A 14,345-nucleotide genomic window follows, 5' to 3' on the forward strand; every position below is an offset into this window, starting at 1 on the left:
CGTAGTGAATATCGATACCGCCTCCTCCCTATCCTCCGCGCTGCCGCTCAGCGTGATCGTGGTCGCCGCCGACAGCGGCCCGACCCTGCGCGACTGTGTGCGACGCGTGCTGGCCTGCGAACTGCCGCTGGAAATGATCCTGGTCGACAATGCCTCGACCGACGGCATTCCGCAGGCCATCGCACGCGCGCATGAAAGCGACACGCGCCTGCGCGTGGTTTACAACCATGCGAACCTGGGCTTCGGACCGGCGGTGAATCGTGGTGTCGCACATGCGCATGGCAAATCCGTGCTGGTGCTCAACCCCGACTGCCTGATCGACAACGCGACGCTGGTTCGCATGCTCGAGGTCCTCACCACGCAGCAGCGCGTCGGCCTCGTCGGCGCCGTGGTCTGCGATGAGAACGGCCAGCCTGATCCGGCCTCTTATCGCCGCGATCCGCTGCTGAAGCGTTCGTTGAACACCATGTTCAACCGCCCCGGCGAAGGCGTGAACATCGAAGGCCCGATCCCACGAGAACTGGTGGAAGCGGAAGCCGTGTCGGGCGCGCTGATGCTGTTGACGCGCCGCCTGTTCGACTACCTCGCGGGCTTTGATGAAGACTATTTCCTGCACTGCGAAGACCTGGACCTGTGCCGTCGCGTGCGCGACGCCGGCTACAAGGTGATGCTCGCCGGCGACGTACGCGTGCTGCACGGCAAGGGCAGCTCGAGCCGGCATCGTCCCGTGTTCGTCAGTCGCCACAAGCATCGCGGCATGTGGCGCTGGTTCCGCAAGTTCGACCCCGAAGCACGCAAGCCGTGGGTGTCGGCACTGGTATGGCTCGGCATCTGGTCGCATTTCCTGCTGCAGATCCCCGGGCAATGGCTGCGACTCCTGCAGCGCCGGCTCGCCCGCGGGAGTGGCGCATGAGCGCAGCGGAGCAGCGCACCGCCGCACTCGCCACCGTCGGACTGATCTGCGTCACCGCCATCTGGGGTTCCACCTTCTTCCTCATCAAGGATCTGGTGGCGCGCATGCCGGTGGCGGATTTCCTCGCCGTGCGTTTCGTGATCGCCGCAGTCGCGATGGCATTGCTGTTTCATCGTCACTTGATGCGCCTCAGTCGTCGCGAGTGGCTGCAGGGCATCGGACTGGGTGCCGTCTACGGCATCGCCCAGTTGCTGCAGACGTCTGGCCTGGAACACACCTCGGCAAGCATCAGCGGTTTCGTCACGGGCATGTATGTGGTGTTTACGCCGTTGCTCGGCACCGTGCTGTTGCGCCAGCGCTTGCCATCGATCACCTGGATCGCCGTGCTGCTGTCGGTGGGCGGCCTCGGCCTGCTCGCCTTGCACGGTTTCAGCGTTGGCTACGGCGTGTGGTTGACCCTCATCTCGGCTGCGCTATACGGCCTGCATATCGTGGGACTGGGCGCCTGGTCGCGACCGGGCAGCGCGTTTGCGCTGTCCACCGTGCAGATGCTGGTGATCGCATTCGTCTGCCTGCTCGCCACCCTGCCCACCGGTCCGACCTTGCCGCCTGATGGCGGCGCGTGGGCGGCGGTGGTGTATATGGCGCTGGCTGCCGGTGCGGGTGCGATGCTGGTGCAGACATGGGCGCAGGCACATCTGTCATCGACGCGCGCGGCCATCGTGATGACGATGGAGCCGGTGTTTGCGGCGGGCTTTGCCGTGACCTTCGGACACGATGCACTCACCTGGCGCATGGTGATCGGCGGCTCGCTGGTGTTGGCGGCGATGTATCTGGTGGAGCTGGTGCCGCGTGGGAGTGCCGTGGTGCAGGCAGAGGGTTTGCATCACGAGGTGTAGTTAACCTGGCGCTGCGTGGCCGGCGCCCTTGTAGGAGCGCACCCAGTGCGCGACCGCCTTTCGCCACGGTCCTTCCTATCCGTCACTCCTGCTAAGGCAGGAGTCCAGTGACTTTCGTCTTTGATCTGACATTGTCGCCGACGGGCTCGCCTGCCGCGGGCTTCCGAGCCACTCGCGATCCCCGTTCGCCGCGATACTACCTACCCGTCACTCCTGCGAAGGCAGGAGTCCAGTGACTTTCGCCTTGGATCTGGCGTTGTCGCCAGCGGGTTCGCCTGCCGCGGGCTTCCGAGCCGCTCGCGATCCCCGTTCGCCGCGATACTACCTACCCGTCACTCCTGCGAAGGCAGGAGTCCAGTGACTTTCGCCTTTGATCTGGCGTTGTCGCCGACGGGCTCGCCTGCCGCGGGCTTCCGGACCGCTGCCGCGGCCCGGGTCACTTTCTCTTGCTTGCCCAAGAGAAAGTAACCAAAGAGAACGGCACCCCGCATGGCGCTGGCAGGGCTGCGCCCAGCCAGTCCGTGAGGGGCGGCCGGGCTTTTCGACCGGGCTCCTGCCCGGACGAAAAGTGCCCGACATCCGTGTCGGGCACCCCTGCGGGGCCTATTCGTCCACCCCTCACCGCCACACAGGGGAGGTTTACAGGCTCGTGCCGCTGCGCGGCACATCGTGATGGGCAAAGAAGTAGCAGTGTGTATTCGCTGTCTTTGACATCAAACGGTTAGGGCACCTATCCACAGGCTTCGCCCATGGGCTTCCACACGGGCTGTGGAAAACATTGGTGTGTGCTGCCCGATGTTTGTTTGCGGGTCGCGCACTCACACTGTCCTCGGCTCAGCTTTGAGTTTGGCCTTTGCTTTTGGCTTTTGACCTTTGCGACCGGGGCGCAAGGCGGTCGCGCACTGGGTGCGCTCCTACAGAGAGAAGCCCGCTCTTCGCTTTGGCTCATGATCTCCCCTCCCCTATGTCGCGGCGGGCGGGTGGAGGAACAGCCCGAAGGGTGGCCGGCAGGACGCCGGCCAGTTTGTCGTCAGGGCAGGAGGCCCTGTCGACAAACCCCGTAACCCGCCCGCGGACCTTCCGGGCGATAGCCCGGAAGGCGCGGCATCGGGGTGGCCTTTCTCTTGGTTACTTCTCTTTGGCCATGCAAAGAGAAGTGACCCGCTGCCCGGCAGGGCAGCGGAAGCCCGCGGCAGGCGAGCCCGGTCACGACGGTACCCAGAAGAGCGAAAGTCACTGGATGCCTCGCTGCGCTCGCCCCTTCGGGGCCGCCCTACGGGCGTTCTGCGCGCTACGCGCTTGTCCAGCCTGCGGCTGTTGATAAGCGCCTCGCGGGAATGACGGATAGGAGAGGCGGTGGCGAAAGGCGGTCGCGCACAGGGTGCGCTCCTACAGTGGGAGGAGAGGAAGAAGCGTGGGCTCTCGGCGTGGGCTCTCGGCGTGCGCAACCGCGCCCTCAGCTCCCCTTGCTGAGCTTCTCCAGCATCTGCGCAGGCGTCATGTAGCCACCCAGCATCGTGCCGTCTTCGCCAATCACGGCAGGCGTCCCGTTCACGCCAAGCTTCACGCCCAACTCGAACTCGTCCTTGACCGGATTCGGGCAATTGGTTGCCTTCGGCGCCTTGCCCAGCTTCGCTGCGGTGAAGGCCGCCTTGCGATCGGCGGAGCACCACACCGACACCATCTCGTTGTAGGTCTTCGTCGTGCGGCCCGCCTCGTCGACCACGCCCTCGCGCGGCCACGCCACGTACTCGATCGCGATGCCGGCCTTGTTGTAGTCGGCAATGTGTTCATGCAGCTGGCGGCAGTAGGCGCAATTGACGTCGGTGAACACGGTGACGCGATAGCGCGGCTTGGCAGGCGAGAACACGATGCGATCGGCTTCCGGCACCTTGGCCAGCTCGGCCTTGCGGAAGTCGGCCCAACCATCGAGGTTGCGCTTGTTGGCGAGGTCGATCGCGTCGCCGTTCAACATGTACTTGCCGTCGTTGCTCACGTAGACCAACTGGCCCGAGGCGATTACCTCGTAGAAGCCCGGGAACGGTGCCGGCCTCACCGAATCAATATTCACCTTCGGCGCGAACGACAGCACGGCCTTGCGCACGGTGCTTTCGGGACCGGCCGCGGTGCCATCGGGAGCGGCACAGGCGCTGAGCGCGAAACCGCTGACGCACAACGCCAGCAACCATTGCTTGAACATCGTCTACCTCATGAATCGGCATTTCCGGCGGGCGGAAACACAGGGAAGCTGCATTCTCGCACAGCCGGATGAACCGGGCTGTTGGCGGATTGGCACACCCGGCGCGTCTCAGCCGCGCGGATGGTGCTGCGCGTGCAGGCGCTTGAGGCCCTCCTTCGCCACCAGCGTGTAGATCTGGGTGGTGCTGAGGGCGCTGTGGCCCAGCAGCATCTGCAGGGCGCGCAGGTCGGCGCCGTGGTTGAGCAGGTGGGTGGCGAAGGAGTGGCGCAGCACGTGGGGCGAGATGCGCTTGGGCACGATCCCGACCGTCGAGGCATGGCGTTTCACCAGGGTCCAGAACATCTGCCGCGTCATGCCCTCGCCGCGATTGCTGAGGAACAAGGCCCGTGGCTGGCGCCCCTTGGCCAGGATCGGGCGCGCGGTCGCCAGATAAGCCTCGATGCGCTCGGCGGCCACCTCGCCGATCGGCACCAGGCGGTCCTTGCCGCCCTTGCCGGTAACGCGCACCACGCCCTGGCGCAGATTCAGCGCACTCAGCGGCAGCTCCACCAGCTCGGAGACACGCAAGCCCGAGGCGTACATCAACTCCAGCATGGCGCGGTCGCGCAGGCCCAGGGTAGTGGTGACATCCGGTGCGTCCAGCAGGCCCTCGATCTCGCGCTCGGCCAGCGCCTTGGGCAGGCTGCGGGGGGTCTTGGGACGCTCGATCAGCAAGGTGGGATCGTCGAAGCCCGGTTCGATACGCGCGAGATGGGCGTAATAGCGGCGGAAAGCCGACTGCCGCCGCGCCAGCGAGCGCACCGCCACCGGCTGGCTGCCATGGTAGGCGGACAGATGCTGGCGCCGAGCGCTGTGCAGAGCGAGGCCTTGCGTACCCAGCCAGCGCGCGAGCGACTCCAGGTCGCGACGGTAGGCTTCGAGCGTGCGCTCGGCCAGGCCATCCTCCGACCACACGCGCTCGATGAACGCATCGATGCTGATGCGGTCCGCTTCGGCGATACTTGGTGATTCCTGATGCATGGACGCGATGCTCGCCGCCGGCCACGTCGGGTGCAAGCGATCCCTCCTACCGGCAGCCCGTTCGATGACGTCCATCACCGCTTCCAACCCCGCGACCTGTCCGCTGTGGCGCCGCCTGACCGCGCTGGTCTACGACCTGCTTGCCGTCGTCGCGATCGTGATGGTGGTGGGTTACGTCTGCCAGCGGATCACCGGGGGCACCCTGATCAGCACCGAAGGCCACCCGCAGATCGCCTGGTGGTACCAGCCACTGCAGGCGCTGGTGGTATCGGGCTATTTCGTTGCGTCCTGGATGCGCGGCGGCCAGACGCTCGGCATGCGCCCCTGGCGTATCCGCGTCACCACTGCCAACGGTGGTCCCCTGACGCTGGGACAGGCGCTGATCCGGCTGGCCGCCGCAGCACTGCCGCTGCTGTTGCTCGGGCTCGCACCGTGGATCGGTACACGCGGTGCGTTGTGGGCGGTGGTCATCGCATGGGCGGTCTGGTTTGGCGTGGCGGCGTTCGACTCGCGCCGCCGAGCTGTCCACGATGTGATCGCGCGCACGGAATTGCACACGCGAACTTCACGTTGACGTCAGCCTCATGCGCCACACTGCGCGCATGCCCAGCCTCGCCCTTCCCCGACGGACCGCTGCAGAAGTCCGCCGTATCAACGAAGATTTTTACGAGTCGCTGTGGGCGGGCTCCCGTCTGGTCGAGCCCAGCCGTTTCAACACCTGGCCGATCGTTCGCGATCTCGCGATGGCGCTGCCGCGTCGGCTGGAAGTGGCACCGGGGTTGCGTCCCCGCCTCCCTTTGGACGGCACCTATTTCGTCGACATGAGCCCTGCCGCCACAAAGGGCTTGCGTGCCCACGGCGCCACCGCACTGCGCGGATCCCTGAGCTCGTTGCCGTGTCCCACCGCAGGATTCGACCTGATCTGCGCCCTGGACATCCTCGAACACCTGCCCGATGACGAACGTGCACTGCAGGAGCTTACGCGCGTCGCCGCTCCGGACGCGCGCATGCTGCTTTCGGTGCCGCTGCATATGGACGCATGGACCGATTTCGATGATTTCGTGGGCCATGCCCGCCGCTACGAACCCACCACGCTGGTGCGTCGCCTGGCCGCTCACGGCTGGACCATCGAGCGGAGCGCGGTCTATGGCATGCAAGCCAGCTCCTCGCGACTGCTGGCCCTCGGCCAGTGGTACCTCACGCACCACCGTGAGCGCGCCTTGTGGTGGTACAACCATGTGCTGATGCCGCTGGGCGTGCGCCTGCAGAAACCACTGCAGTGGCGATCCGGCCTGGGTTCGACCGAGGGCGTGGACGAACTGGTATTACTCTGCCGCCGGACGTAAGCGGCTGATTCAGCAAGCCTGAGACGATGCGGCGGCGCAGCACGGCTTGCCCAAACCGGTTAAGATGCGGCATTCCGTCGCTTCCGGTTCCACCGCATGCTCTATCAGATTCATGAGTGGCAGCGCGCCATCCTTGGCCCACTCAGCCACTACGCCGAAGCCAGCGCCAAGATGTTCAGCGACGTCACGAGCCCGTTCTCGCACGTCCCGGGCGCGGATCGACTGGCCGCCGGTTATGAGCTGCTGCACCGGTTGGGCAAGGAGTACGAGAAGCCCGCCTTCAACCTCCCGCAGGTGACGGCGCACGGCCAGGAAATCGCCGTGATCGAGCGCGTGGTGCTGGACAGGCCGTTCTGCCAGCTCAAGCGCTTCAAGCGCTTCAGCGACGATCCGGACACCATCGAAAAGATGAAGAACGACCCCGCCGTGCTGGTGGTCGCTCCGTTGTCCGGCCACCACGCCACCTTGCTGCGCGACACCGTGCGTACCCTGCTGCAGGACCACAAGGTGTACATCACCGACTGGGTGGACGCGCGCATGGTGCCGGCCAGCGAAGGTGCGTTCCGCCTCGACGACTACGTCGCCTACATCGAGGCATTCATCCGCCATATCGGCGCGCGCAACGTGCACGTGGTCTCGGTGTGCCAGCCTACCGTGCCGGTACTCGCCGCGGTGTCGTTGATGGCCGCGCGCGGCGAGGACACGCCGCTCAGCATGACCATGATGGGCGGGCCGATCGAACCGCGCAGCAATCCCACCGGCGTCAACAACCTCGCCACCACGCGCCCGTTGAGCTGGTTCAAGGGCAACGTGATCCATACCGTGCCGGCGAACTATCCGGGCAGCGGGCGCGAGGTGTACCCCGGCTTCCTGCAGCACGCGGGCTTCATCGCGATGAACCCGGGCCGCCACCTCAATTCGCATTGGGACTTCTACGAGAACCTGCTGCGCGGCGACCAGGACGACGCCGAGGCGCACCGCAAGTTCTACGACGAGTACAACGCCGTGCTGGACATGCCGGCCGAGTACTACCTGGACACCATCGCCACCGTGTTCCAGCAGTTCCTGCTGCCGCGCGGCCTGTGGGACGTTTCCGGCGAGCGCGTGCGACCCGAGACCATCAAGAACACCGCCCTGTTCACCGTGGAAGGCGAACTGGACGATATCGCCGGCCTGGGGCAGACCGAGGCCGCGCATGACCTGTGCAGCGGCATTCCGGCCAAGCGCCGCGCGCACCGCGTGGTCGAAGGTGCCGGCCATTACGGCATCTTCAGCGGACGCCGCTGGCGCCAGACGGTTTATCCGGAAGTGCGCGACTTCATCCGCAAGTTCAACAAGCCGGTGAAGCAGAGCGCCTGACCCCGCGTTCTTCCCTGTAGGAGCGCACCCAGTGCGCGAACGCAGATTGCGGCATCACCGCTCCGTCGGCTTTTCGCGCACTGGGTGCGCTCCTACATGGGATGGAGCACCGTCTCAGCGCGCGAAGAAGGTGCGGAACGCCGCCACCGTGCGCGCGACACCTTCGTCATCGATATCCAGGTGCGTGACCAGGCGCAGCGTCGGCAGGTAGCCGATGCTGATGCGTATGCCGTCCGCCCGCAGATGGGCGTCCAGTTCGCGCAGGCGATCCGCCGGCACATCGATGAACACCATGTTGGTGAACTGTCCAAGCAACTTCACGCCGGGAACGTCACCCAGTCCCGCCGCCAGCATGACCGCACGCGCATGATCCTCGGCCAGGCGATCCACGTGATGGTCCAGCGCATGCTGCGCGGCCGCCGCCAACAAGCCGGCCTGGCGCCAGCCGCCACCGGCCACCTTGCGCCAGCGCCTCGCCTTCTCGATCAATGCCTGCGAGCCCACCAGCACCGAGCCCACGGGCGCACCCAGGCCCTTGGAAAAACACACCGACACGCTGTCGAAGTACTGGGCGATCTCGCGGGCCTTCACGCCACTGGCGACCGCCGCGTTGAACAGGCGCGCACCATCGAGATGCAGCCCGAGGCCACGGGCACGCGCAAAATCGTGCGCGGCACGCAGGTAATCCGCCGGCAGCACGCGGCCATGCCAGGTGTTTTCCAGTGCCAGCAGCCGCGTGCGGGCAAAATGCGGATCAACCGGCTTGACCGCTGCGGCCAGCTTGTCGAGCGGCAGGGTTCCATCGACGTCGTGCGGAATCGGCTGCGGCTGGATCGAGCCCAGCACCGCCGCACCGCCGCCTTCGAACTTGTAGGTGTGCGCATCCGCGCCCACCAGGTACTCGTCACCACGCTCGCAATGCGACATCAGCGCGAGCAGGTTCGATTGCGTGCCCGTGGGTACGAACAGGCCGGCCTCGAAGCCCAGATCATCGGCCACCTGCTGCTGGAAGGCATTGACGGTGGGATCCTCGCCGTACACGTCATCGCCCACGGCCGCATCGATCATCGCGGCTCGCATGGCAGGCGTGGGGCGGGTGACGGTGTCGCTGCGCAGGTCGATCGTGTCCACGGTGGTCGCTCGTCGGAATACAGACGGCCAGCTTGCGCACTTGTCGGCCGCTAGGCAAGCCGCTTTCAGATCAACGCCTGCGCCACTGTCCCGCACCATGCTTCCTCCTTGGCACTCACAAGGAGATCACCACCATGAACAGGAAGGATGTGGTTGGGCAAGTCGCCGCAATGACCGGGCTGGCGACGCCTGTATGCGAGAAGGCACTGGAAGCCTTCGAGGACGTCTGCGGCGATGCACTGACCGGCGCCTTCAAAGGTACCCGCCACAACCACGCCCGCGTCATCGCCGAAATGGCCAGACGAACGGGAGCCAGCGAACAGGCATGCCAGGACATCCTCAAGGCTTTTGAGAAAGTCCTCGAAGATACCCTCCGCGACAAGCTCGGCTTCGGCCGGAAGAAGGGCCTGTAGCGGCGACACGCGCTGTCCCGGCATCCCGATGGCTGACGCCTCCGGGATGCCGTGCAGGGCCACGTGGCACCCGCGAGGCAGAGCCACGGCGATTGGGCTAGCCTTTCCCATCGGCGCCATCCGCTCGGGATGTACAAGGAGCCGTGCTCATGTCGTTCATGCGTCTGTACCTGCGCGTCATCGGGCTGCTGGCGCCCGAACGTCGGCTGGCAATCACGCTGGCGCTGGCGAACCTGGCGTTGGCCGGCGTGTTCTTCCTGGAACCGGTACTTTTTGGCCGCGTGGTCGACGCGTTGTCGGCGGACAACGGGCGCGCTGCGCGGTTGATTGGCCTCTGGGCCGGCGTCGGTTTCGCGGGCGTACTCGCCAATGTGTGGGTGTCGCTGCATGCGGATCGGCTGGCACACCGGCGCCGGCTCGCCGCCATCGCGCTGTTCTTCGAACATGCCGCATCGATGCCATTGTCCTTCCACGGCGAATACCACACGGGCCGCCTGTCACGCATCATGAACGTCGGCGTCAGCAACCTGTTCAACCTGTGGCTGAGCTTTTTCCGCGAGCACCTGGCGACATTGCTGTCGATCATCGTGATGATTCCGGTTGCCCTGTGGCTGAACTGGAAGCTCGCGCTGCTGATGATGGCGCTCCTGCTGTGCTTCTCCATCTTCAACGCCGTCGCGGTGCAACGCACGCACAAGGCGCAGGGCGAAGTAGAGGAACTCCACCATGAAATCGCCACGCGCGCCGGCGACGTGTTCGGCAACGTCACCGTGGTGCAGAGCTTCACGCGGCTGGCCGCCGAATCGCGCGCCCTGCACGAACTGATGACCCGCACGCTCAATGCGCAGTATCCCGTGCTGCGCGGCTGGGCGATCCTTTCGGTACTCAACCGGGCAGCCAGTACGCTGACCATCGTGGCGATCTTCGCCGTCGGTGCCGCACTGCATGCGCGCGGCGAAATCAGCGTCGGTGGCATCGTCAGTTTCGTGGGTTTCTCGATGCTGCTGATCGGGCGACTGGAGCAGTTCGCCACCTTCCTTTCGAACCTGTTCTTCCAGTCGCAGTCACTGCGCGATTTCTTCACCGTGCTCGACCGACAGTCGGAGATCGAGGACCGCCCGGGCGCGATCGTTTTGCCACGTGTGCAAGGCGACGTTGTATTCGAACACGTGAGCTTCGGTTACGACCCGGTGCAGCCTGCCCTGCATGGCCTGAGCTTCCGCGCGCCGCCCGGCAGCACCATCGCCCTGGTAGGCCCGACCGGCGCCGGCAAGAGCACCGCGCTCAGCCTGCTCTACCGCGCCTACGATCCATCCGAAGGGCGCGTCACCATCGATGGCCATGATGTGCGCGAGGTGACGCTGGAATCGCTGCGCAGGAACATCGGCGTGGTGTTCCAGGACGCGGGCATGTTCTATCGCTCGATTCTCGAAAACCTGCGCGTGGGTGATCCCGAGGCGGATGCAGCTTCAATCGAGAACGCCGTCGCGGCCGCGGAAGCAGCCACCTTCATTTCGCGCAAACCCGAGGGGTTGGAGACCTTGGTCGCCGAGCGCGGCCGCTCACTTTCCGGTGGCGAGCGCCAACGCCTGGCCATCGCCCGCGCCATGCTGAAGGATGCACCCATCCTGATACTTGACGAAGCCACCAGCGCACTCGACAACGCGACCGAGGCGCGCATCCAGCGTGCGCTGGATCGGCTGACCAAGGGGCGCACCACGTTCGTGATTGCGCATCGTTTGTCGACGGTGCGGGATGCGGATTTGATCCTTGTGCTGGATCAGGGGCGGTTGGTGGAGCAAGGCAGGTTCGACGAACTGATTCGTCTGGGTGGGTTGTTTGCGCGTCTGGCGGAGGATGGGAAGTTTGCGCCTGATGCGGAGGTAGTGGAGGGGTAGCTGTTTGCTTCCCTTTGGGGATGTGAACGGGGCGCGGTCGTCTCTCGCTCCGGCTGCATGTTTTTGGGCTTTTTGTCTGAGACTACGGTTTTGCCTTCGGTAGCTCCGTTCCCGCCAGGTTGCCGCCTACGACGCAATGCTAGTCCCTGTGGGACGCGGCGGGCGTTTCGATCTCCTGCCGGAGTTCGAGTCACTTTTCTTTTGCTGGCCCAAAAGAAAAGTAACCCAAAGAAAATGGCCTTTAGAGCCAGGGCTCATAGCGGTATGCGGGATAGAAGCGCCGGATGACTTAGGCAAGCCGAATCAGGGACGTGCTACCTCCAAGGGAGCGGCTACACCGCCACGCGCCGAAGCGCTGAGGGCTTAAAGCCGGCCTGGGTGCCTTTGGAGTGCACTCGCTAGATTGACCCCTCACCCCAGCCCTCTCCCCGGAGGGGAGAGGGAGCGAAGCGGGTGCGGCTTTAAGTCCTCAGCGCATTTGCGCGTGGCGGTGTAGCCTCTCGACGGCGGCGGAGGCGGTCGCAATCCGGGCTCCGGAACCTCCAAGGCCTTTCCCTGCGGAGTGCTGCCAGCTCTGGCTCTGAAGGTCGTTTTCTTTGGGTTACTTTTCTTTTGGACCAGCAAAAGAAAAGTGACTCGAGCGTCGGCAGACGATCGAAACGCCCGCTGCGTAAGCGGCAACCTGGCAAAACCACGGCAACCGTAGGCCAAAGCCCCTGCACGACCAGCTTCGCTGTTGTGAAGCACCTACTGCTTTCGCAGGAATGACAAGCATAAAGACCGAGACAAAAAGTGCTCACTCGCAAGGTGCGCCATACACAAAAATACGCACCAACAAAAAGGGCAGTGTCGCCACCGCCCCTCTCGCAAAACGAAAACCCGGTCAGCTACCCGTGCTTCCTGAAATACAACCAGGCAATCACCGCCAGGATCACAGCAGGCAACAAGTTCGCCATCAACGGCGGCACGCCATACACCGTGCCGAAGCTCACCATGGCCTTCTGCAGGAAGTACCAGCCGATCGCCAGCAGCATGCCGATGAACATGCGCTTGCCCAGGCCACCCGAGCGCAGCGTGCCGAACGAGAACGGCATCGCGCACAGCACCAGCACCAGCACGTTGAGCGGATACAGCGCGCGGCCCCAGAAGGCGTTGGCGTAGGCGCCAGGGTTCTGGCCGTTCTGTTCCAGATAGGTGATGTTGCGACGAAGGTCGCGCATCGGCTGGTACTGCGGCTGGATCACCGACAGCTCCAGCACCTGCGGATTGAGCCTCGAATCCCAGCGCTCATTGGCGACTGTCGTGCTGTGGGTGCCCTTGTCGTCGAGCGTGGTGCTGCGCACCTGGTTCATCAGCCACTGGTGGCCATCGTGCTCCGCGGTCTGCGCCCAGTCGAAGCGTGCCACCTGGCCATCAGGCGTCAGCGTGAACACGCGTACGTCATGCAGCTGCACGACGCTGTGCGTCTCGGTACGCCTCACCGTCACGCCCTTGGCGTTGATGATGCGCGCACCGTCGCGCGCCCACAGGCCGGAAGCGCCGCCCATGCCCACGTTGTTTGAGCGCATGCGCAACTGCATGGCCTGCGCTTTCTGGTCGCCCCACGGCGCAGCCGTCTCGCCCAGGATCACCACACCGAAGATGAGGATGGCCACCACGCCCACCGCCGAGACGGCGATGCGCAGCTTGGAAAGGCCGCAGGCGCGCAGGGCGGTGAGCTCGTTGGTAGACGCCAGGCCGCCAAGACCCAGCAGGCCGCCGATCAGCGCCGCATTGCCGAACATCTCGTAAAGGCGACGTGGAAAGGTCACCAGCACGTAGATCACGGCATTGGTCACGGTGTAGCCGTTCTTGCCCACGTTGCCGAGCTGGCGCATGAGCTGGACCACGGCATCGAGGCCGGTGATCACCAGCCATACCATCAGGATCGATGCCAGTACGGTCGTACCAACCAGCCAGTCGACACGCTTGACGCGCAACGCGGCCATCAGGCACCCGCCCTTCGCGGCTTGCGCTCGACATACTGGCTACGGAACATCCAGGCGGCAATGCCGAACACGATCAGCGACAGCATCCACATCGGTCCCGAGTGATGCCAGTGACCCTTGATGAGCTGGCCACGACACAGCGCCATCATCAGGTAATAGCAGTAGAACGCGAGCACGGCCAGCAACAGGCGCCCGAAGCGCGGTTCGCGCGGGCTCTGGCGCGACAGCGGCAACGCCAGCGTCAACAGCACCAGCGTCATCGCCGGAGCGATGGTGCGCCACGCGAACTCCGCGCGCGTATCCGGGTTGTCGGTACGCAGCAGGGCCATCGTGGTGAGCGAGTGCGCGGGATCTTCATCGTCCGTATCCGACTGCACGTTGGACAGCGACGCGTCGTTGCGCTCGTACTGCATCTTGCGCCAGTTGTCCGCACCCAGCGGGATGTCGTACTGGAAGCCGTTCCACAGCGCCAGGAAGCGGCCGCTGCCGTCGGTCTCCTGATAGAGCTGGCCACGCTTGCCGGTCACCAGCTTGATATGCGGAACGTTGTCCTTGCCGATACGTTCGGTGGCGATGAACGTGTTGCCCAGCGTGCTGCCGTCGCGGCTGAGCTGATCGACGAAGATGATGCCGCCCTTGCCCGGCAGCTCGGTGAAGCGGCCGGCATCCAGGCCGGCGGCGATCACCGACCGGTTCGCTGCCGCCACCAACTGGTCGGAGGTGCGCGCCGCCCACGGCCCCAGCCACAGCGACACGAGGCCGACCAGCAGGGCGATGCTCGCGGCGAGGATCGACATCGGGCGCAGCAGGCCCGAGGCGCCCATGCCCGAGGATGCCAGCACGTGCATTTCGCTCTCGCGCCACATGCGACCGAGGGCGAGCAGCACGCCGAGGAAGGCCGACAGCGGCAGCAGCGTGGTGAGGCCATCCAGCATGTTCAGGCCCAGCACCTGGAACATCACGCTGGCCGGGAAACTGCCATTGGCCACCTGCTGCAGCACGTGCGCAAACGAGATGCCGGACATGATGGCCAGCAGCACGATGGCAGTGGCGGCTACGCTCTGAGCCAGCTCACGCAGGAAATAACGATCGAGGATGCTTAGCACCGGCCCTCACGCACGCATTGGCCCGCACGGCAACGCCGCCCGCGGGGTGACAAATAACGGTGAAGTGTAAGC

Annotated in this window: 12 protein-coding genes; 7 read left to right on the plus strand and 5 right to left on the minus strand. The window is 65.1% G+C overall.

Annotated elements, in window-relative coordinates:
• Positions 1-4: 4 nt before the first annotated feature.
• Together EPB08_RS13100 and EPB08_RS13105 are read left to right on the plus strand one after the other, a co-directional pair.
• Complete coding sequence (locus EPB08_RS13100) at positions 5-913, plus strand: glycosyltransferase family 2 protein (protein ID WP_229238330.1); 909 nt, start codon at positions 5-7, stop codon at positions 911-913.
• Complete coding sequence (locus EPB08_RS13105) at positions 910-1,812, plus strand: DMT family transporter (RefSeq protein WP_130619557.1); 903 nt, start codon at positions 910-912, stop codon at positions 1,810-1,812. The genes EPB08_RS13100 and EPB08_RS13105 overlap by 4 nt, the downstream gene beginning before the upstream one ends.
• 1,456 nt (positions 1,813-3,268) lie before the next feature.
• On the opposite strand, the gene EPB08_RS13110 is transcribed toward EPB08_RS13105, so the two are convergent.
• Positions 3,269-4,012, minus strand: coding sequence for a DsbC family protein (locus EPB08_RS13110; protein ID WP_130619558.1), 744 nt, complete (start codon positions 4,010-4,012; stop codon positions 3,269-3,271).
• Positions 4,013-4,120: 108 nt separating this feature from the next.
• Positions 4,121-5,032, minus strand: coding sequence for a site-specific tyrosine recombinase XerD (gene xerD / locus EPB08_RS13115; protein ID WP_130619559.1), 912 nt, complete (start codon positions 5,030-5,032; stop codon positions 4,121-4,123).
• A 64-nt stretch (positions 5,033-5,096) separates the two neighbouring features.
• Here xerD and EPB08_RS13120 point away from each other — a divergent pair, with 64 nt between their 5' ends.
• The 3 genes from EPB08_RS13120 (at position 5,097) to EPB08_RS13130 (ending at position 7,737) form a co-directional block, all read left to right on the plus strand.
• The gene (locus EPB08_RS13120) at positions 5,097-5,606 is read left to right on the plus strand and encodes an RDD family protein (RefSeq protein ID WP_130619560.1); all 510 of its coding nucleotides are present in this window, start codon (positions 5,097-5,099) and stop codon (positions 5,604-5,606) included.
• Between the two features lie 10 nt (positions 5,607-5,616).
• A complete protein-coding gene (locus tag EPB08_RS13125) occupies positions 5,617-6,378 on the plus strand; it encodes a class I SAM-dependent methyltransferase (protein ID WP_229238331.1) in 762 nt (253 codons plus the stop codon).
• A 96-nt stretch (positions 6,379-6,474) separates the two neighbouring features.
• A complete protein-coding gene (locus tag EPB08_RS13130) occupies positions 6,475-7,737 on the plus strand; it encodes a polyhydroxyalkanoate depolymerase (RefSeq protein WP_130619561.1) in 1,263 nt (420 codons plus the stop codon).
• A 114-nt stretch (positions 7,738-7,851) separates the two neighbouring features.
• Here the strand turns inward: EPB08_RS13130 and ltaE are convergent, their stop codons facing one another.
• Entirely contained in the window at positions 7,852-8,868 is a 1,017-nt protein-coding gene (gene ltaE / locus EPB08_RS13135; protein ID WP_130619562.1) for a low-specificity L-threonine aldolase, read from the minus strand.
• Between the two features lie 134 nt (positions 8,869-9,002).
• Between ltaE and EPB08_RS13140 the strand changes: the two genes are divergently transcribed.
• Positions 9,003-9,281, plus strand: a complete 279-nt coding sequence (locus EPB08_RS13140; RefSeq protein ID WP_130619563.1) for an HU family DNA-binding protein — start codon at positions 9,003-9,005, stop codon at positions 9,279-9,281.
• A gap of 149 nt (positions 9,282-9,430) precedes the next feature.
• Positions 9,431-11,179: a glucan ABC transporter ATP-binding protein/ permease gene (locus EPB08_RS13145; RefSeq protein WP_130619564.1), complete on the plus strand. Its 1,749-nt coding sequence runs from the start codon at positions 9,431-9,433 to the stop codon at positions 11,177-11,179.
• 887 nt (positions 11,180-12,066) lie between these two features.
• On the opposite strand, the gene lptG is transcribed toward EPB08_RS13145, so the two are convergent.
• Together lptG and lptF are read right to left on the minus strand one after the other, a co-directional pair.
• Positions 12,067-13,167, minus strand: a complete 1,101-nt coding sequence (lptG, locus tag EPB08_RS13150) for an LPS export ABC transporter permease LptG (protein WP_130619565.1) — start codon at positions 13,165-13,167, stop codon at positions 12,067-12,069.
• Positions 13,167-14,273: an LPS export ABC transporter permease LptF gene (gene lptF, locus EPB08_RS13155; protein WP_130619566.1), complete on the minus strand. Its 1,107-nt coding sequence runs from the start codon at positions 14,271-14,273 to the stop codon at positions 13,167-13,169. The genes lptG and lptF overlap by 1 nt, the downstream gene beginning before the upstream one ends.
• Positions 14,274-14,345 lie beyond the last annotated feature (72 nt).

The sequence above is a fragment of the Dyella amyloliquefaciens genome (assembly GCF_004296575.1).
Lineage (GTDB): Bacteria > Pseudomonadota > Gammaproteobacteria > Xanthomonadales > Rhodanobacteraceae > Dyella > Dyella amyloliquefaciens.